This window comes from Frankia sp. Hr75.2 (assembly GCF_949319125.1).
Classification (GTDB): domain Bacteria; phylum Actinomycetota; class Actinomycetes; order Frankiales; family Frankiaceae; genus Parafrankia; species Parafrankia soli.
Window position 1 is genome coordinate 61,110 of sequence record NZ_CASGGV010000255.1, and the last position, 18,721, is coordinate 79,830.

Below are 18,721 nucleotides of genomic sequence, written 5' to 3' on the forward strand. Positions count from 1 at the left end.
GTGGGCCGGCGGGCGGCATTACCTGCCTGCGCCGTGCGCGACCCTCTTCTTTCCTTATGCGCTGCTACGGAGGCAGCGTCAAGATCGCGAAAGTTGTGGAATCTACACGACAGATTCGGCTACCTGGCGGAGGGATTCGCCGCGCCGCGCGTCACAGGGCCACGTCACAATCGATCTCGTTGCCCCAGGCATGCCACCCCGGCCGCTTCCGGCGCGCGAACAGCTCCAGGAACGGCCCAGGCGACATCCGCTCCACGATCGCGAAGATTTCCTCTGGCTTGTGGCTGTGCTCCTGCACCGGCGCGTAGAACCAGCTGCCCTGGCTACGGAACCGCACCGGCGCCCGCCCCCGGGTGCCCAGCAGTACATGTTCCGTCTGGTTCCGGAGGTAGTTGCCGAGACCGAATTTTGGCTTGATCCACGTCAGAATCGAGCGGTACTCAAAACCCCAGGCCTCGAGCACCTCGCGCCCGGCGTGAACCGTGGCGTTAGTCACCCACACCCAGCAATGGCTGTTCTCGGCCGCCACCCGAGCCACCCGTAGCCCCTTTATGGCCTCCAGGCTCATGAGCGGGTAGTGCCGAACAGCACCCCGGCTGCCCTTTTGCTGAATGTCCCACGGCGGATCGGCCATGATCGTGGCGTACCGGTGCTCCGTTTCGGCCCCGCTCACCACCACACCTCCCACCGAGGCTCCGTATACCGCTCTGGCAGCAGCGCCATCTTTGCCTTCGGCACGCCACGTGACGGGTGGCCGTAAAGCAAGGCACAGGTCCGTCCCCGGATCTCGGAGCCCATAGCCTGGCGGGCCAAGAGCCCGAACATCACGGCATGCCGCATCCAGGCTGCCTCGGAGCCATGCTGATCGAATCCGACCGCGGCCACAGCGTGCCCGAAGACGTCGTGCAGCACATGGAGCCGGTCCAGCTCGCCGCTGGTCAAGAACGGGTGGTCCTGTCCGGACTGGGCGCTGCCGAAGACCCGCACTTCCCGGGCTCCGCACAGGTCGGCCACCAGGTCGTCAACGTCCCCGTAAGCCTCTTCAGCCTGCGTGATCACTCGTACGCCCAGTCCACCCTGTTCGGGCGGGCCGGTCAGGAACGCGAACTGCTGGCTGATCTCCTGCCGCAGGGCGCGGTAGGCAGGCACCGCCCGCTGGTCGATGACCGGCGCCGCGTGATAGTGCCGGGCAATCCGCTGCCCGACCGCCGGGTCGGCTCGTACCGCCGGCCAGTCGGCGATCGGCATCAGCAGCGCACGGTCGAAGCAGTACTGCACCGAACTTTCATGCAGCTCTGCCAGAGACAACGACATGACACCTCCTTGGCATCGGATGAAAAAAGGAAGAGGGCGAGGTGCTGGCCTGTCCGCCGGGCGACTGTTCGGCCGCCCGGCGGACAGGCTCACGAGGGCGGCGTTACCTACGGCCGCCGAAGAAGCGGTCCCACCAGAAGCCGACCGCCAGCACCATGAAGAGCAGCGGCACGATGGCGACCATCAGCTGAGAGACGACGATCGAGCCGACCCAGATGAGCAGCAGCGCCGTGGCCCCGCCCATCAGGTACTTCACGAGGTCCCGGGGGTTCATGGAGCCCATGGCCAGCTCACCGCCCGTCCTGGTCGCGGTTCTGGTCCCGCCGGGCATCCCGGGTGGTGTCATGTAGCGCCCGGCTGGCCCGCCAGAAGGCCATCCCGATACGCCGGGTCGCCCGCAGGGCGTCCAGCTGCGCCTGGGTCCGGGCTTCCCGAGCCCCTTGGGCATCGCGGTCCTCGGCTCGCTCCTCCCGCTGCTCATCGGTGAACACCCACAGGCCGACGGCGACCGCGAAGCCGATGAGGACGAGAAGGAAGATGAGATCGCCGCTCACCGCTCGTACCGCCGGCCCAGGGAGGCGACCTCGGCCAGCGCCACCGCCGTGAAGGCATCGACGATGGCGTGCGCCCGCTCGGCTGCGGCCGGAGACGCCTCCGCGAGGTCGGCCTCCGCCTTGCTCAGCGTCGCCACGCAGCTGAGCGCGGTGTGGGTGACGTAGCCAGCCGCGTCGACCCTGGTGGCGCCCGTCAGCCCAACGGCCAGTTCCTGGTCGATGACCCGGTCCAGCTCACGGGCCGGGGCGTAGCGGGAGAGGGAGAAACGGGTGGGGTCCAAGAAGCGGTCGGGAAGGTTGGGGAGAGAGCCGGGCATGGAGTACCTCCGATAGGCAGGGATGTCGGGCCGCATTCGCCGAGGTGGGGAGCCGGACTTGCCGGTAGTCCCGATCCACATCGGCTTGGCGGGTGGATGCATCACTGAGCCTCGGGCCGCTGGCATCCCCCGGCCGGACGCTGGCCGGACACTTCTCGGACGGAGCCGGACGCGGACCGGACGGAGCGTTTCGGCGCTGCTCTTCTGGGAGAGGCGCCTGTGTCACTGGGTGGCAGCGCGTACCATCCGAGCAACCAGGGGGGAGGGGCTCTGTGCTGTCCGAAACACCGGCGTTCGATGCCGACGCGCACCCAGCGATGGCGGAGCTTCTAAGGCTCGCGGATGAGACCGCCCGTCCGGACGTACTACGTCAGTGCCCCGTTCTTCTGGGCCTGCTTCGACCGCCGTTGGTCAGCACGGGCGCACCGCCCGACGTCCGAGCACGGGTGTTTCGGGGCGTTCTGCAGGCGGTGATGGCGGAGGAACAGCGGCGTCCGACGCATCCCGAGAACTACATCCTGGCTGCTGCCGAGCTGCTTGCGCTGCACGATCCGCGGGTCACCAACCTCGAAGCCCGCCGTCTGGCTGCTGGCGCGGTGTTACGCAAGCCGATCACGACCGAGCGGCGGGTGCGACCTCATCTTGGTCCCATGTCGAACGCTCTGCTGCACGCGATCCTTGACTTCCTTGATAACGAAGCCAGGGTGCGCGATCTGGCGAAGCGCTTGCCGCCCTCCGCGCGTGAAGCTCCGCCGGGGGCCGAAGCCGATAATGAGACGGGCGGAGCCGACGACGAGCAGGACGACGTTGCAGCGCTCCGCCGGCTCCAGCAACTGTCGGTGCAGATGGCGGATGAACTCGACATCGCCAGCAGCTCCGACGGCACCCGGACAGAGCACCGTCTCAGCACCGACCTCTACGTCAGGCGAACCCAGGAAGCCGATGTCCTGGCTGCCCTCGCCCCGGACGGATCGCCCTCGGCCACGGTGGTCAGCGGAGAAGCGGGGCACGGGAAGAGCAGCCTGCTATGGGGAGTGTGGCAGCGCCTGCAGGATGACGAGCGCGTCGAGTCATTCCTGCTCAACGCCATCTGGTTGATCGATCCGAACGGAACCGGGCGGGAACCGCTGTTGCCGGCGGGGGATCTCGCCGAGGCCGTCCGCACGGTTGCGGCGCGGGGGCGTACCTGTGTTGTCCTGATCGACACCGCTGACTTGCTGCTTCATTACGAGACCGACCGACGCCGTCTCCTCGATATCTGCGACCGGGTGATGGACGACGGGGCGCACGTGGTGGTGACCTCGCGGCCCGAGGAAGCGCGGGCGCTTCCTCGCACGATCTTCCAGCACGTCGGCCTGCAACCGTACGACGCTCGGGAGCTCCCGGAAGCGGTGGAGCGGCATGTGCGGGCCTACTGCCCTGATGCCCCGCCTCATCCGGCCGAGGAGAAGATCGCGCTTATCCTCCGCGCCGTGTCTCGTGGGCTGCCGACCCGGGAAATCTGCCAGAGCCCGCTGCTGCTGCGCTTGCTGTTCGACTTGTACGCACCAGAGTTTCCCCCGCTCGAGCTCGACGTCTCCGGCCTGTACCGCATGTACTGGCAGCGACGGGTCGTGGCCGATACCAGGAGCGAGGTCGGGCTCAGCGGGACCGCCACGGTGAATCTCTCGGGGCCGGCCGAGTCCGTCGGGCTCGCCCTACTGGCTACCGGACGGACTGAACTGGCGTCCGACGTCTTGCTGCGGTACATGCGTACCGTTGCCGATCAGTGGAACGGTGGGGCAACCTCGGCCCCGCTGGGCGAGGCCATTGACACGCTGACTCGGCGCGGCGTGCTCCTCCGTTCCCGGGTCGGCCTTCGTTTCTTGCACCAGACGCTCTTCGAATACGCTGCGGCCTTGGGCCTGCTCGAACGCGACGGGCTTAGTGCCGTGGAGTTCCTGGACGCGCACCTCCGGCAGCATCCCGATGACCTGTTCGTCGGAGCTGTCTTCGAGCAGCTGTTGATCCTCGCCGCCGCCGACCCCCTCATGACTGATCACGTCCAGCGGACACTCACCGGCTTGGCGGACAGCGGATCGGTTGCCTTGCAGCGCACCGCGCTGGGGGTTGTGGCCTACCGGCCGGAGCTGACCTCGGCCGCCGAATACCTGATCCGCGCCGTGGAGCCAGCGGCTGCTCGTCGCTATGCCCAGATCGCCCCGAGCGTCGCTGACGTCGATACCGTGCACCTGCTCACGGCCCTTGCTCGCGCATGGGAACGGAGCGTGCATTGCCGGATGACGGTCATGGAGGCGTTCGAACGTCTGGCGACCCGGGAGCCAGCCGCGGTGCTCGGGACCGTGCGGCAGCTGCGATGCGACGAGTACGTCCGCGGCATGCCCAAGGACTCAGCCCCGGTCATCCAGCTGTTCGCCCGGGTCGTCTGCGCCGTGGCTCCCGCCGACGAGCTATGGGCTGCCGGTCAACTCATGGACTTGCTGGAACTCCTGGTCTCCCGGGCCACCAGCCGCGATCTGCCGCTCTACATCCTTGAGCTGATCGCCTCCCACTGGCCGACGGTCGGGTCGGCGGCGTTCGCGGCCGAGATCCAAGCTTTCGTGGTCCAATCACAGGAAGTGCGGGACTCCGGACGAGCGGCGATGCGCGAGGCACTGGGCCGCATCCTCGCTCTGTCCTGGCGTGACCGCCCGGTGACGGACGACGCCGGCTGGTGGCACGACTTGCTCGACGAAGTCTGCACGGCGCTCGAAGCCAAGGACCAGGACGTGCTCGCGAACGCCCGGCTGGCTGCCATGATCGAGTATCTTTCGGCTGACTGGTCGGACTCCCGGCTGACGGAGATGACGGCCGAACGGTTGCTTCAACTCAAGGGTCCATCAGCGCCGTTTGCGCTGGCCCGGGAAGCTGCCTTGCCGCGGTTTCTGAGCATCGACAGCCCAGCGGCACAGCCCGCACTGGAGTTGATCGTCAGGCGCCTCAACGGGCTCCCCGCTCCAGGTAACAAGCCCACGCCCGGGTCGCAGGTCTGGGCTTCGGTTGTACGCAAGAGCCTGCATGCGGTCCGGTCGTCTGAACAGATTGCCTGGCTGCTGACGATGACCGATAAATCCCAGGACGTCGACCTCTGGCTGGCCGAGGACGGACTGGCGTTGCTACTCGTCCAAGCAGCCATCGGGGGCCACGACACAGCGCGGGCTGCCTTGATGGCTCTGCATGAGCAGCCGTCTGTGACGTCCGGAGTGGTCCAGAAGATCGTTAGTTACGACATTGCCAAATGGCTTGATCGTGACCGCAGCATGCTTTCGCTGCTGATCGAACTGTCCCACGCGCGCCGAACTGCGCGCCCGCTCGGCGATGTAGTACGTGAGCACGGCGAGCTGCTCCGTGAGCAACTTGCATCGCACACGGTCGAGCTCCAACGGCTCATCAGCCGGCTGCTGGGCGGGAGCAGTGGCCAGCAGCAGCAAGAAGGCGCCCACCTCTGGCTGCTGCTTGACCAGCTCGAGGTGGTGCCGCCGCCTGTCTACGAGGAAGTCGTTCGATGGATCAAGCGGGTCGTCGCCCCGCAAGCCATCGCCAACCTGTACCGCCTCGCGGGACAGGCAGCCATTGCCGGACGGCTCCCGACAGTGCAAGCCGAAGGTCTGCTGCGGGGGCGCTTCGCGCTGGTCGAAAAACCACCACGGCTCGTGAGACCCGGCCGGGAGAAACCCGATGTTGTGGCTGAGTTTGCCCGCGTCGCCTGGCTCGAGCTGCTGTGTATCGCGTGGCCGTTGGCTCATGTGGACCGAGATATCGCACTCGACATTGCCGTCGCAACGCCCACCGATACCGGAGTACTTGGGACGATAGGACACCTCATCGGGAGGCTGGCGGAGAGCGGTCGGCCGTCTGAGGCAGCGGATCTTCTGGTGGCCGTCGCTGGCCGGTCGGTGTCCCTTGGCTTATCCGCGAAGGCTGAGAGCGATCTTGCGAACAAGCTGCGCCGGAGCATGCGGATGATCTTTAGGTACGCGGACGTCGGCACGGCCACCGAGCTGCTTCGTGCTGCCCCTCATCTACCGCGCGCCACTTCGCGGCTGCTCGTGGCTGCTGCGGCCCAGGAGAGCTTCGAACGCCTGAGGGACGTATTGCTGGGACTGCTCGACCAGGAGCTGCCAGCGGGGGTGAAGCAGCAGATAGATGATGACATGCGAGCGCGGGCACGGACGGCCAGCACAGGCAAGCTACCGGAAGTTTTGACCGGACTGCAGCGATGACGCTCATCCTGGTGGGGTGGTGCAGACGGTGCTTGTCTACGCGGGCCCCTCAGGCTGATCGTCCGTGTTGACGGCTTCCGGGTCCGGCTCGGTCATCGCTTCAGTCAACGCATACATGACTGAAGCGAACAGGCTCCACTCTTCGTCGTGGCTCTCTGGTGATGTAAGAGCACCTGGCGGTCGCGGCATGGAGTCGGGCACCATGTCCGGATCGACGAGCCGCCGCATGTGTAGCCCTTCCGCAAGAGCAGTCAGCGCGACGGCATAGTTTTCGACCGTGAAAGGCGCACGCATGCGCCGCTGGAACAGATTGAGGAAGTCAATATACACGGGGACGAAGGCGTCCAGAAGCGCCCGATAAAATGCTTTCAGCGCCGTCGAGATCTGCGGATCACCCGCGCGCCCGGCGAGCAAGAGGATCTGAATCTCGAACGCATTGCCTCGTCCAAGGTCCTCAAAGTTGGCCCGTCCCCCCGCGCGGATCACGTCCGACAGTTCGGCCCTGCCCCGGGTCGCGACGGCCTCCGTGATCGCCGCCAGCGTCCCCTCAACGTTCAGCTCCCGCATGCGGTCTGCGGACAAGAGGTGCTCGAGGAGCTGCTCTCGGTAGGCCTCCTGCGTAGGCCACCAGTGGAAGAAGGAGCCGGTGGTCTTGCCGACCCGGCGGGCGATGTCTGTGGCCTTGATGTTGCTGAGCAGACCGCCCGCCGACGCGCTATGGAGCCACTCGACGAGCAGCTCCTCGCCAGCGTCCAGCATGGCCTTGATCGTTTCTTCGGCCGCCTGCTGCTTGACGCCGGTCGCGCGAGGGCGGGGGCGAGCCGATGGGCCACCTGAGGTCTGACTCACTGCTCTGAGTCTAGGGATCCCAGGTTCGGCCTACTACCTACTACTTGGTACGCGTAGAACCTACTACGTACTACACAAGTGCGCAGAGTCGTGCTAGGGTCACCATCAGAAGCAAGGAGGTGACATGTCGCAGCAGCCGCACTTCCCCGCCCGAGGGGACGGATGGGTGTGGGCCAGAGGAGAGTGATGGCTGCACGCCCCAATCGTTCACTTGGAAACGTCAAACGAAGTTACATAGATTTATTGAGGTATAAACGATCCGTGAATCTAGATTCACCGGAATCTGTCGCTCCTCGAGTGGCCTGCCTGCATCGAACGGATACAGTCAGATTACGCAACCCTTGGTGAAATGCGCAAGATGTGCTAATCTTTCTGTAGATGCTTATTAATTTTTTCGCCAATCATCGCCTTTCCGCTGTAGCTACTCTGGTTGGACTGATCATTATTTCAGCCTTTGTGATTCCGATTTCAATGAACGATGGAACTGGGATCTACACGGGGGCCAAGCTGGCGGCAGCAGAAAGGGCCGTCTCCGACTCGAAGATGCACTTTTCAGGAATCCAATCTTTCGGCCATTTCAGGGTAAGGGTGGAGGCCGTCGAGGTAGTACCTCAGAGCGATCGTGAAGTGTGCGGAAGCGCGCCGGAGGCGATGGTCAGCGAAAATCCAGAAAACCCGAAGCACTATCTCGTTGTTGTTAGCCATCGCACATTCTTCGGGCTAGTTGATTCCCTGACTACTAATTACCCGTGCCTTACGGTCTCTGGAGACGTGCGACATAGCCCAAGCGCAAGATACTAGCGACCTCGACCGCGCTTAACGCAGGGCAAAATAGGGCATCATCACGGACAGGAAATCTTCCGAGTCGGGGCAACATTTTTCCTGAAACATGAAGGTGTGGGGCATGGGGAACATTATCCGCAGAGCATTAATGGCGACGCTCACACTTGCCGCTACTAGTGTTGTTTTCTGGAATCAAAGCGCGGAGGCGGCGAGCGATACCGGAGGTTTTTCTCAGTCGTGTGGAGAGCATTGGCCAACGAACTTCCAGGTGCAGACGACAAAGTTTTCTGCAAACCCCGTGTACCAGGTAACGCTTCGGTTTACCTTGACGGATCAGCAGCTAGAAAACTTGAGGTGCGTCCCCGGCGACTATCTTGAGATCGACTTCCACCCGTCGGGGTTCTCTTTCCCTAGCGGGATCCTCGACACAGGTTACCCCGATGGGTGGGAAAACTATACTGTTGATACAAACATACCTGGCGCAATACACGACGAGGCTTTCTTGGATGCCTCAGATAGCGCCGCTCCTGGAGTGACGGATATTCGTGTTGATAGTCTAGTTGCTGGAAGCAGATACTTCGCGACAGTTGCCTGGTCGGAGCCCGCTGTGGGCACGCCAGATGTATCGGTAAATTGGGTGCCGAGCCATTGGGCGGGAGAAACATTTCCTGGCCTCTCTGAGGCTACCAGGGCGAAGGAGATCGCAGGTTGCTACGCCGGTCAGCCGATGCCGAATGCCAGGGCATGGTGTGTTAACGGGACAACGACTGTACGCCTAAGCGATGACTATCTACATCGCCGCCTTCCATTCGCCGGAAGTCAGTTCTTCTCGGTCGGATCATACTTCAATTCTGGCTATAATACGCCTACTTCGCTTCCTCCAACTTTGCGAGATGGTTCCCTCATCCAATCCGACGAAAACCACCTCTACGTCCTCGCCGGCAACCGTCTCTTCTGGTTCGATAAAAACGACACCGCTCAACTAGAGGCCTTTCGTAAGCAGGCTCACGACCTCGCTGGTTCTGAGACGTACATCCCGCTCCACCACGACGCCGTCCACGCCCTCGAAGTCAACCGTGACCCCTCCGGCAACCCCAGCCCTGGCTCGAACATGCCCGCCGACAACATCTTCCTGTACGAGTACAGCTCCGGTACGCAGTACGAGATCAAGTACGGCTACCCCTTCGCCATCGGCAGCCCCGAAGAGGTGATCGCCCTCGGTGGCCAGGACAAGGCTGTCATGGTGCCGAAGTCGATCGCAGACCTGCGGCGAGCCACCCCTCGCTGGGTCCTGGACGACATGATGCAGTTCTGGGGCGACCCGGCTGTCTGGCACTACGTCGACCAGGGTTTCCGGGTCCCGTCGGTGCCGACTCGCGACTGCCTGGCGGTGCGGCACAACCGGATGGTCACGCTGCTGCCCGCCAGTGCGCGGGCACTCTTCCCGACCCATCCGACCCAGCAGGCCGCCTGCGACTTCGGGCACGGCCAGTGGCTGCGCGGGGTGCCCAGTGACCGGCAGATCATGGTGCTGTACAACGCCGGTCACGCTGTCCAGTACGGCGAGATCGCGCCGCTGGGCGGCGTGGATCGGGCTGCGGCGGTCGCCGACGAGACGATCGACGGGCTGCTGGCCCGTGGGCTGACGGTGCCCGACAATCACGTGTTCCGCGCCGCCGGCCAAGGCGATGCCTACTTGAGCGCCGGCGGTCAGTGGCATCACATCGGCAGCCCGGGTCAGCGCGACTGCCTGCTTTTCGGCAACAGCGCGGTGGAGGAGGTGGTGCCGGCGAGCTTCATCGGTCGACTTCCCCAGGGCACTCCCGCCGACTGCCGGCTTGGAGACGGAGCCTGGTTCTACGACACGAGCAACAACCAGCAGTACCTCACGGTCTTCGGCTCGGCCTTCCAGGTGCAGTACGGCGAGCTCGCGCCGCTCGGCGGCGTGGACAAGGCCCGCCCGATCAGCCATGAGGGCGCCGACTACCTCGAGCGGCTCAACTTCACGATCCCCGAGAACGAGATGATCAAGGGGTTCGGTGGGGCGGTCTACCAGGTGAAGGCCGGGAAGCTTCAGTACGTGAGCAACCCCGCCATCCGAGACTGCTTGACGGCGGAGACCGGCAAGCAAGTCCGGCAGGTGCCTGAGGACGTGATCACCCGTATGCGGGCGCTCGGCCAGGTCGGCCCGGACGCCCGTTGCGCCCTGGAAGGCAAGCAACTCCTCAGCCCGAACGGCACGAGCGTGGCCTGGATCAAGGATGGGTACCGGCGTCCGGTGCAGAGCCCGATCATCCGCGACTGCATCGCGGTTCGGGTGAACGCTGGACAGCCGCTCCGGGCCGATGAGGGGGTGTGGAACAGCTACCCGGCCGGGCCGAACGCCTACTGCCCGTATCCGGCAAGTGTCAAGTTCGTGCGCGGTGACGGCCAATCAGCCGCCTGGCGGGTTTATCCCGACGGCACTCGGCAGCACATCAGCGCCTACTGCGCCGATGTCGACCCAACCAGGGCCAGCGATCCCCGGTACAAGGTCCACGTGGTCCCGGCTGGGGAAGTGGACGGGCATGCGCTCAGGAACCCGAGCGTGTTCTACGCCAGCGTCGAGGCGTGCCGAGCAATCACGTAGGGCTCAGGCCCTATCGGCTGGGGACTGAGCTACCGACGTTCGGGGAGACGCTGGTTCAGCCGGTCTCTCCCCGAACCGGTGCTCGGCGGGAGTCGACGACGACGATCCTCCCGCCGAGCATCCCAATCTCCACCTCCATCGCCCCCCGCACCCTCTCCTCCGGCGACAGATGTGCCCCCGTCGGCACCACCACCACGCACCCCGCCTCACTCCGCACCACCGCGTCCAACACCACCGTCAACCCCGGCCGCACCGTCTGCCCCGGTCGTACGTTCCGATCCACATAGATCTCCTGCAGCGCCAACCCTTCGGCCTCAGCGAACGCCGTCACCTGGTCATGCAGCTCCGTGATCTCATCCTCATCATCGTGCTGCAGGCAGATGTATCCGTACGCCACCGGCCGCGCGCCCCGCTCAACACTGCCGTCGCCCCTGGGCCCAGGCACCCCCGGCTCGCTCATCGTCCGGCTCCCGCCGGGCCATCGTCCCCGCATCCCCGCCGGGGCCCGGGGATCCCCCGAGGCCTCGCTCCCGACCATGGCTTCACAGCCGACCGCCGGGTCAGCCCACCGTCCGGCTTCGAGTCAGCCTGTTCCGCCCGCTCGGCCGCCTGGGCCACCCGGTCCCGCAGCCAGCGCAGCTCCTCGGCGATCGTCTCGACCCGTTCGGTGAGGGCCGCCCGCTCCAGCGGCACCATCGGCAGGCTGTCGCTGAAGTACGCCAGCGTGACTTCCACCTTGTCCATCTGGGTCAGTGCCGCCCGGACATCCAGCTCCATCAGGCGCAGTGGCAGGTTCATCGGCACTCCCGCACCCGGTTCCTCCCGGTCGCCGTTCGTCCCGGTCATTGGCAGACCCCTCCGTCGCTTCAGATTCGCCCATCCCGGACATAGCGACGCCCGAGGCCGGAGAGCGGTCGGTGTGGACGACGATGCTCGACCCGGCCCCGGGCGCCTGAGAATGACCCTCTGCCGAAACGGCAAACCAGACCATGCCGCCCGGCGTATGCCGGGCATACACGCATCGCGTGGTGAGGATGTCCGTTTGCGTGAGTGGCCGGATACACTCCCGGGGCCACGGCCTCTCCCGAACCGTTACGCCACGGGGGCGATCATGCCCGGACCACCATCCCGCCGGTACTGTTCGTGCGGCACCCGCTTGGCCAGCGACCACCGCGAAACCCGGTGTGCCAAGTGTCTGCGGCACGAACAGCAGCGGGATGCGGCCCCACCGGACCTGCCCCTGGCCTTCTGGCAGACCGATCAGCTGCGGGATGCCTTCAGCTCCCAGCACATCGGCCTGGTCTCCGTGGCCTACCGCCTGCACCCGTTTCACCGCCGGCCGATCAGCCAGGAACGGCTGGGCCTCTGGCTCGGCCTCACCCAGGCGCAGATCAGCCGCATCGAGTCCGGCCCGCCCATCCGTGACCTCGACCGACTCGGGCACTGGGCCGCCACGCTTGGACTGCCGCAGTACCTCCTGTGGTTCGACCTGCCGGGCCGGCCTCGGACGGGCGCACCCCGCGCGCCAATCCCCAGCGTCGAGACGCCCCGGGTACCGGCGTCCGCATGGTCGCCCGCTGCTGCCGCGCCGCACGTCGAGCTGAGGCCACACGTCGACACCATCCGCGCCGCGGCCCTTGCCTTCCGTGCGGCCGATCGCCAGCTCGGCAGTGGCAGCCTCTATCCCGTGGTGACGCGCTACCTCCAGACCGACGTCTTTCCTCGGCTCGTCGGCCACGGCCATCACGAACCGGCAGCCTTCGCCGCCGCGGCCTCCCTCACCGACATGGCCGGCTGGCTGGCCTACGACGACGACCGCCACGACCGGGCCCGTCGGCATTTCGCCCAGGCCTTCGGCCTGGCGACCGCCGCCGGCGATCCGGCGCTGAGTGCCCAGACCCTGGTCAGCCAAAGCCATCTAGCCTTGGAGCATGACCGGCCCTCCGAAGCCCTCCACCTGTCGGAAGCCGGCTTGGCGCTGGCGCCGGACGGCCCGGCCTGTGCGCCCCTGCGCTGCCGGCTGCACACCATGAGCGCCCGGGGCTCGGCGCTCCTCGGTGACGAAGCGTCGTGTCTGGCCGCGCTGGATGCCGCCGAATCCGAACTCCACGGCGCCCACCACGACGAGCACGAGTGGCTCAGCCCGTTCGATGCAGCCGCCCTGGCCGCTGAAGCTGCCGTCTGTCGGCGCGATCTCGGCCATCTCGAAGCCGCCGCGCGGCAGGCGAACATCGTGCTGAGTCTGCGCGGGCCGGACCGGGTGCGCAGCCGATCCTTCGCCCAGCTCACCCTGGCCACCGTGCACATCCGGCAAGGTGACTTCGGTGCTGCCGCCACGGTGGGGACGATCGTGTTGGATCTGACGCCGCACCTGGCGTCCCAACGGGTTGTCCAGCAGCTTCGATCCCTCGGCCAGGCCCTGCAGCCTCATACGGGCGCGCCCGCGGTTGCGGCCTTCCGTGAGCAGCTGGCGATGACCCTGCCGCCCCCTCGGCCTGCTACGCCGTGAACATCGAGGACGAGTGGCGGGCGGCCTACGGCGGTAATCCCTCCCCGGAGGAGATCGCCTACCTTGCCGAAGGCAACGCCCGCCAGGCCCGCAAGCGCGTCTCCGCCGACGCTCTGATCCGCGATCCCGCCGGCCGGATCCTGCTCGTCGATCCGACCTACAAGCCCGACTGGGACCTGCCCGGTGGCATGGCCGAAGCCAACGAAGCACCTCGGGACGCGCTCAAGCGTGAACTCCGGGAGGAACTGGGCCTTGAGGTGCCGGTCGGGGAGCTGCTGTGTGTCGACTGGGAGCCGCCCCACGGGCCGTGGGATGACCTACTGGCCTTCGTCTTCGACGGCGGGGTCTTGGACGCCGAGGAAGCTGCGGCCCTGCGGGTCCGGGATCCGGAGCTGCGGGCGGTGCGGTTCTGCACGGCGGACGAGGCCGACGGGATGTTGCGGTCGTATGTCTGGCGGCGGGTAGCTGTGGCGCTGGGAGCGCTCGACGGGGGACGAGGCTTGTATCGCCAAAACGGAATATAATGTCAGGTCGCGCGCGGCACGACGTTCAGTGTCCGCGCTGTAGATCGGCAATCACCATCAAGTAGTCATGACCCTCGGTCTTGCTCATCAAGAGCGGCTCCAAGCCGCCGGCGTTTAGCTGTTCGCCGATCTCAAGCGCGGTGTTATGGCGGGCGCGCCACAGGAGGATCGTCTCCTCTTTGTTGAGATCGACCCGCCGGACGCCAGTGGAAAGCTTGATCTCGATCGTGAGCGGGTGCTTGAGTCGTATACGCAAGTAGCGCGAGCGTTCGCGCTCATCAAACCCCATCTCCGTCGAATAGATCGAGGGTTCGATGCCGAGCAGGTCCATTACCAGTTTGTATTGCGGCGGTAGCCGCTGAACAGTGTTCTCGTCGACCGAGAAGTGGAACTGCTCTCGTCCCCAGGCCGAGTCGACACCGGTGGTATAGGCGAAGTAATCGCCCGGCCCCATGCTATCGACGATGTTGCGCAGCACGACTTCCGGCGCGCGGAAGTTCGGCAGGGTCGCGCCGAGCAGCAGGCAGAGATTCGCGGTGCTCCCGCCGTCGTCGGCCGGTAGCTCTGAGATGACGTCCGCGAGCCAGTCGCGACTGATGTCCCGTACATGGCCCTCGAAAGCCACTGCACCTCCGAACCAGTCCCGGATGTTGCGCTCCGCGATAGCCAGCATCGCCTGGCTAATATCGATCGCGATGTACTTGCCCAGCCTGTCGGACTCGAGGAGATGGGCCAGCAGCTTCTTGACCGGCAGCGCGTTACCGGGGCCGATGTCGACAATATTGATCCGCTCGTGCCGGGCGAAGAGCCAGTCTATGTAACCGACGTTGGCATCGAGCAAGGCGATGGTTTGGGTTACCATATTAGGCGCCGTGTCGCCGTACTGGCGCCACGTGTGCTTGTCCCAGAGGGACGCGCCTTCGTCGAAGTAATTGTACTGGCGGGGAATCTCCCGATATTTTTCGATGCCATAAATGAGGTCGATAACCTGGGCGTCGCTGAACAACTCGTAAAACTTCGGCCGCGGGGTGGCGATCTTCAAGCTTCGCTTGTTGATGAACTTCCGCCGTTGCTGGACGATGCCCCGCATAATGAGCAGGTTCTTCGGCGTCTTCGATATGTAGTCGTAGGCGCCATCCCGCACGAGCTCAAGACCGAGCCGTCCCTGGCGGGTTTGTTCAATCCAATTGGTGACCGTCCGCCGACTGACGCCGAACTGGCGAGCGAGCTCCGGGTTACTGTAGTAATTCATATTGCATTCTCGCCCAAAAGGCGAATTACTGTTGACAGGTTTCCCTTGCAACGTCTATCATAAAAGCAGGCAATTGTTTACCAGCTCATAACGAAAATAGCACATATCTTGTGTTTGTTCAACCGTGTCTGCGGCTGGTTTGAGTGCGCATCGATTTCTATACCAGTTAATCCGTATCGGCATTGCCGATACGTGGAGAATTCCATGAGAACATTTCGGAAAGTGCTGCCGCGACCGTGCCCCGAAGAAACAATGGCCGATCATCCTACAATGATCGGCAGGCGGGGTCGGCGGAATGTGTCGGCATACGTAGCATTTCAGAATCTGGCGTATCCAGCCCGGACAAAAATGTGTGCGCTACCACACGAGTTTAGCATGTTCCATAACAAAAAAGCAACATATGGCGCTCGTTAGGTGGCCGGCGCGGGTGAAGCTCGGGGCAGTCGCCCGCTGCGCCATCTGTCAGCGCGCCACACCACTGCAGAACGCCACTGTAGGCCGCCTGCTCGCGTTCGGTGGCAGCGCCATCGTCTGCGAGCTGCATTCCCTCGACAACCGGCACGCGGTCGAAAGCTGGATGGCGTTCGAGCTGCAACAACAGTATCTCTTGGCTCAAGCCGAGCAAGGAAAGGAGGATAGTCACCACGAACGATCTCTATCTTGAGCGCCACGCACTGCACGGTGCGCACCTCGCGCCGGTACTGGTTCGACACCTGTACGCGCGCAGCAGGGAAGGTCGGTCCGTTGTCCTGGCGGAGCATCCGAGCCACCTCATGGGCTCTGTGGCGAAGGCGTGGCATCGCCTTGAGCGTGAAGTGCGCAGGCAGCGGTCAAGTACGCTGGACGCCGATCGGATACGGGTGCTCGATCACGAATTAGCCATGGTGCGCTCGCTTCAACTTTCGACGAGCGCGGTGCCTGACGGCACTTGGTCAGCCGCTATTTTTATGAAGCCCGATCGCGACATTGAGTTGCCGCCAACATGTCACACGCTGTACGTCGCCTGTAAGGTGCCGATGGAGCGCTTGGCCCTGCTTTCCGTATGGATGCCAATGGACGGCGCCGTCGTCATATTCGATGATTGACGTTTCCCAATAATTAGGAATCCTTTTCAATCTCGGCGGCAGCCCAATATTCGCGCCATGATTCGACTGGAAAAGTATTGCCTCATTGATCGTCACGCTTCATACTGGAAGTACTATGAATAGTATAGCTACTACGAACAAGGATGAGGCGGACTCAACGGCGTCTGTTGCGCGTCTCGACTGGCGTGCTGCGCAGTCGGCGCAGCTTGACTGGTAGACCTCAGCAGTATAGGTGGCTACCTTCCTCGGTCTGACCTAACCGTCAGCGAATCGAGAGAGTCAGGCATGCCACCACTGCACCAGATACTGCTCCATCCCCTCCGGCACCTCATCCGCCGTCTCCAACGCCGCCGCGGCATCCTCCCGTCCCCGGGAGTACACCCGCCCCCGGTACGTGCCCGGCATCCCGATGATCAATTCCTCCGCCGACGGCCCCATCATGACCGCCACCAGCGCCACGTTCCCTGTGGTGCAGGTGAACTCGAAGTCGGCCGACACCTCCCAGTCGTCCTGGCGCTGTGGCTCCCGGTCCCACACTTCCAGCTGCGCCCCGGCCACATGATCACCCACCGCGCTGACGATGCTGATCCAGTCCAGCGCGGTGCGCACCAGGTCGTCGTCCTCCGGCGGCCCCGGCTCTGGCTGGCTCGAGTCGTGGAACCACGACACGCCCTTGTCCTGGATGTAGAAGTGCCCGTAGACCACTTCCACGGTGTCGCGGCAGGAGGAGATCAGGTTGGCATCGGCCGCCACGGGGCTTTCCCTTCGGTCTCAGAACGCCGTCAACGTCGGGTGACGGGCCAGGGCCGGCGACACTGTCCGTCGCCGGCCCGACTCGCAGGGCAGGATGCTACTTGCCCGCCGCGATGGTAAAGGCGTCGCCGTCGATGATCCGGTTCCGCTCCCACCACTGGTTGACTTGTGCTCCGGCGCTTCGGTTCTGGCTGGCGTTGACCGGTCGAGCCGAGTACCGGTCGTCTCCCCTTGCCGCACCCTCGATCGTGGCGGAGAAGGGGTGAGGTGGGGCCCGTTCTTCGGACAGTGATCCCTATAGGGGATAATTGATCCGTGAACGGAGGAGATCAATGAGTCAGTCACGCAGGAGATACACACCCGAGTACAAGGACGAGGCAGTGAAGCTCGTCATCGATTCCGGCCGCCCCACATCGGCGGTCGCGAAAGATCTCGGTATCAACGAGGGAACGTTGGGGAGCTGGGTCGCGACCTGGCGGCGGGCACACCAAAGCGAGGAAGAGCCGTTGTCGATGTCCGAACGGGCCCGGCTCCGCGAGCTGGAGAAGGAGAACCGGGAACTCCGGATGGAGCGCGAGTTCCTCTCAAAAGCGACCGCCTTCTTCGCGCAACGCCATCAGTGACCGACAAGTACGAACTGATCGCCGCGGAGAAGGACAACTACCCGGTATCCAAGATGTGCCCGTGGCTCGCCGTGTCGACATCCGGTTTCTACGACTGGTCCCGGCGGCCAGCGTCGGCCCGGACCCGCCGGCACACCACCCTCGACACCCACGTGCGGGCGGTGTTCGCCGCCTCCCGCCAGACCTACGGCGCCCGGCGGATCGCCGCCGCCCTGACCGCCTCCGCCTGCGGGTCTCCGTCCGTCTCGCCCGGCGGATCATGCGCCGTGCAGGGCTGGAAGCCTGCCAGCCCAGGGCTTACCGCCGCACCACCATCCCCAGCCAGGCCCCGCCGCCCGCCGACCACGTCCGCCGCGACTTCACCGCCACCCGCCCGGGCGAGAAGCTTGTCGGGGACATCACCTACATCCGCACCGGCGAAGGATGGCTCTACCTCGCCACCGTCATCGACCTCTACTCCCGGAAAGTCGTCGGCTGGTCGATGGCCAACCACATGCGCACCGAGCTCATCATCGACGCGTTCACCATGGCAGCCTCTCGCACCACCCTCACCCCGAACGCGACTTTCCACTCCGATCGTGGAGCGCAATATACGTCAGACGCCTACCATCGCGTCCTGAAATGCCATGGCGCACGCCCGTCGGTCGGGGCCACCGGAGTGTGCTGGGATAACTCCGCCGCAGAGTCTTTCTTCGGCACACTTAAAAACGAACTCGTCTACCGGGATACCTATCCGACCCGCCGCGCCGCGCGTACCGCGATCGCCGAGTACATCGAGGTCTTCTACAACCGGCAGCGACTCCACTCCACTCTCGGTTACCGCACCCCAGAACACATCGAGTGTGCATACCACTCAAACCGGAACGTAGTGAAAGAAGCAGCATAAAGCTGCTATAGTCTGTCTACGTCCGTGTCCGGAAAACGGGCAGCACCTCAGGGGTACTCGTCGCAGTCCTGCTTCGGCGTCGTCTTGGCGTAGCCCGGCGAGTTCCGGTTGCACGTGGCGATGGCCGTGCTGCGGTTCTTCCGCCGGAGCGCCGCGTCATGGTAGAGGCGGTGCAGGGTGCTGGGGATGGTCTTTCCCCGCCAGGAGGGCTGCGTCGAGGCCGGCCGGTTCAGCGCGTCGTCGATGTGCTGTGCGACCAGAGGCACGTTGCCACCCAGCCTGAAGGTGAAGGTCGGCACGTACTGCGGGAAGACGCAGCCAGCCGTTCCCCGGGCGATGTACGAGGCCTGGTCGCAGCGGAAGTACGCGCCCCGGGCGTTG

20 protein-coding genes are annotated in these 18,721 nt (G+C 64.7%); 8 read left to right on the plus strand and 12 right to left on the minus strand.

Annotated features, from left to right (window positions below):
* Positions 1 to 151 precede the first annotated feature (151 nt).
* The 5 genes from AC559T_RS17815 to AC559T_RS17835 form a co-directional block, all read right to left on the minus strand.
* A complete protein-coding gene (locus tag AC559T_RS17815) occupies positions 152 to 673 on the minus strand; it encodes an MT-A70 family methyltransferase (RefSeq protein WP_498869456.1) in 522 nt (173 codons plus the stop codon).
* Complete coding sequence (locus AC559T_RS17820; RefSeq protein ID WP_498869457.1) at positions 670 to 1,314, minus strand: hypothetical protein; 645 nt, start codon at positions 1,312 to 1,314, stop codon at positions 670 to 672. The genes AC559T_RS17815 and AC559T_RS17820 overlap by 4 nt, the downstream gene beginning before the upstream one ends.
* Before the next feature lie 103 nt (positions 1,315 to 1,417).
* Positions 1,418 to 1,588: a hypothetical protein gene (locus tag AC559T_RS17825; protein ID WP_248833362.1), complete on the minus strand. Its 171-nt coding sequence runs from the start codon at positions 1,586 to 1,588 to the stop codon at positions 1,418 to 1,420.
* Positions 1,589 to 1,604: 16 nt separating this feature from the next.
* Positions 1,605 to 1,868, minus strand: a complete 264-nt coding sequence (locus tag AC559T_RS17830; protein WP_498869458.1) for a hypothetical protein — start codon at positions 1,866 to 1,868, stop codon at positions 1,605 to 1,607.
* Complete coding sequence (locus AC559T_RS17835) at positions 1,865 to 2,185, minus strand: hypothetical protein (protein ID WP_498869459.1); 321 nt, start codon at positions 2,183 to 2,185, stop codon at positions 1,865 to 1,867. Before AC559T_RS17835 ends, AC559T_RS17830 begins: the two co-directional genes overlap by 4 nt.
* A gap of 272 nt (positions 2,186 to 2,457) precedes the next feature.
* Between AC559T_RS17835 and AC559T_RS17840 the strand changes: the two genes are divergently transcribed.
* Positions 2,458 to 6,447, plus strand: a complete 3,990-nt coding sequence (locus AC559T_RS17840; protein WP_498869460.1) for an NACHT domain-containing protein — start codon at positions 2,458 to 2,460, stop codon at positions 6,445 to 6,447.
* Positions 6,448 to 6,483: 36 nt separating this feature from the next.
* On the opposite strand, the gene AC559T_RS17845 is transcribed toward AC559T_RS17840, so the two are convergent.
* Entirely contained in the window at positions 6,484 to 7,296 is an 813-nt protein-coding gene (locus tag AC559T_RS17845) for a hypothetical protein (protein ID WP_498869461.1), read from the minus strand.
* A gap of 1,510 nt (positions 7,297 to 8,806) precedes the next feature.
* Here AC559T_RS17845 and AC559T_RS17850 point away from each other — a divergent pair.
* The gene (locus AC559T_RS17850) at positions 8,807 to 10,708 is read left to right on the plus strand and encodes a hypothetical protein (RefSeq protein WP_498869462.1); all 1,902 of its coding nucleotides are present in this window, start codon (positions 8,807 to 8,809) and stop codon (positions 10,706 to 10,708) included.
* A gap of 55 nt (positions 10,709 to 10,763) precedes the next feature.
* Here the strand turns inward: AC559T_RS17850 and AC559T_RS17855 are convergent, their stop codons facing one another.
* A complete protein-coding gene (locus tag AC559T_RS17855; RefSeq protein WP_498869463.1) occupies positions 10,764 to 11,168 on the minus strand; it encodes a hypothetical protein in 405 nt (134 codons plus the stop codon).
* Positions 11,165 to 11,554 carry a hypothetical protein gene (locus AC559T_RS17860; RefSeq protein ID WP_498869464.1) on the minus strand — a complete coding sequence of 130 codons (390 nt, stop codon included), beginning with the start codon at positions 11,552 to 11,554 and terminating at the stop codon, positions 11,165 to 11,167. The genes AC559T_RS17855 and AC559T_RS17860 overlap by 4 nt, the downstream gene beginning before the upstream one ends.
* Positions 11,555 to 11,864: 310 nt before the next feature.
* Here AC559T_RS17860 and AC559T_RS17865 point away from each other — a divergent pair, with 310 nt between their 5' ends.
* The gene (locus AC559T_RS17865) at positions 11,865 to 13,217 is read left to right on the plus strand and encodes an NsdA family TPR-like regulatory protein (protein ID WP_498869465.1); all 1,353 of its coding nucleotides are present in this window, start codon (positions 11,865 to 11,867) and stop codon (positions 13,215 to 13,217) included.
* Entirely contained in the window at positions 13,214 to 13,741 is a 528-nt protein-coding gene (locus AC559T_RS17870; protein WP_498869466.1) for an NUDIX domain-containing protein, read from the plus strand. Before AC559T_RS17865 ends, AC559T_RS17870 begins: the two co-directional genes overlap by 4 nt.
* Before the next feature lie 25 nt (positions 13,742 to 13,766).
* Here the strand turns inward: AC559T_RS17870 and AC559T_RS17875 are convergent, their stop codons facing one another.
* A complete protein-coding gene (locus tag AC559T_RS17875) occupies positions 13,767 to 14,993 on the minus strand; it encodes an L-histidine N(alpha)-methyltransferase (protein WP_498869467.1) in 1,227 nt (408 codons plus the stop codon).
* Between the two features lie 427 nt (positions 14,994 to 15,420).
* Here AC559T_RS17875 and AC559T_RS17880 point away from each other — a divergent pair, with 427 nt between their 5' ends.
* Positions 15,421 to 15,657, plus strand: a complete 237-nt coding sequence (locus AC559T_RS17880; protein WP_498869468.1) for a hypothetical protein — start codon at positions 15,421 to 15,423, stop codon at positions 15,655 to 15,657.
* 118 nt (positions 15,658 to 15,775) lie between these two features.
* The gene (locus tag AC559T_RS17885) at positions 15,776 to 16,078 is read left to right on the plus strand and encodes a hypothetical protein (RefSeq protein WP_498869469.1); all 303 of its coding nucleotides are present in this window, start codon (positions 15,776 to 15,778) and stop codon (positions 16,076 to 16,078) included.
* 279 nt (positions 16,079 to 16,357) lie between these two features.
* On the opposite strand, the gene AC559T_RS17890 is transcribed toward AC559T_RS17885, so the two are convergent.
* Together AC559T_RS17890 and AC559T_RS17895 are read right to left on the minus strand one after the other, a co-directional pair.
* Positions 16,358 to 16,831, minus strand: a complete 474-nt coding sequence (locus AC559T_RS17890; RefSeq protein WP_498869470.1) for a hypothetical protein — start codon at positions 16,829 to 16,831, stop codon at positions 16,358 to 16,360.
* A gap of 97 nt (positions 16,832 to 16,928) precedes the next feature.
* Positions 16,929 to 17,120, minus strand: a complete 192-nt coding sequence (locus tag AC559T_RS17895) for a NucA/NucB deoxyribonuclease domain-containing protein (RefSeq protein WP_498869476.1) — start codon at positions 17,118 to 17,120, stop codon at positions 16,929 to 16,931.
* Between the two features lie 91 nt (positions 17,121 to 17,211).
* Here AC559T_RS17895 and AC559T_RS17900 point away from each other — a divergent pair, with 91 nt between their 5' ends.
* Entirely contained in the window at positions 17,212 to 17,454 is a 243-nt protein-coding gene (locus tag AC559T_RS17900; protein WP_498869471.1) for a transposase, read from the plus strand.
* A 61-nt stretch (positions 17,455 to 17,515) separates the two neighbouring features.
* Entirely contained in the window at positions 17,516 to 18,340 is an 825-nt protein-coding gene (locus AC559T_RS17905; protein ID WP_498869472.1) for an IS3 family transposase, read from the plus strand.
* Between the two features lie 47 nt (positions 18,341 to 18,387).
* Here AC559T_RS17905 and AC559T_RS17910 read toward each other — a convergent pair.
* Positions 18,388 to 18,721 (minus strand): hypothetical protein (locus AC559T_RS17910; protein WP_498869473.1); only part of this gene is annotated, 334 nt, incomplete at its 5' end.

Bases quoted from the DNA above. Each gene is read 5' to 3' on its own strand.
- AC559T_RS17820 (WP_498869457.1), bottom strand. From the start codon at position 1,314: ATGTCGTTGTCTCTGGCAGAGCTGCATGAAAGTTCGGTGCAGTACTGC.
- AC559T_RS17825 (WP_248833362.1), bottom strand. From the start codon at position 1,588: ATGAACCCCCGGGACCTCGTGAAGTACCTGATGGGCGGGGCCACGGCG.
- AC559T_RS17835 (WP_498869459.1), bottom strand. From the start codon at position 2,185: ATGCCCGGCTCTCTCCCCAACCTTCCCGACCGCTTCTTGGACCCCACC.
- AC559T_RS17850 (WP_498869462.1), top strand. From the start codon at position 8,807: ATGCCGAATGCCAGGGCATGGTGTGTTAACGGGACAACGACTGTACGC.
- AC559T_RS17855 (WP_498869463.1), bottom strand. From the start codon at position 11,168: ATGAGCGAGCCGGGGGTGCCTGGGCCCAGGGGCGACGGCAGTGTTGAG.
- AC559T_RS17860 (WP_498869464.1), bottom strand. From the start codon at position 11,554: ATGACCGGGACGAACGGCGACCGGGAGGAACCGGGTGCGGGAGTGCCG.
- AC559T_RS17875 (WP_498869467.1), bottom strand. From the start codon at position 14,993: ATGAATTACTACAGTAACCCGGAGCTCGCTCGCCAGTTCGGCGTCAGT.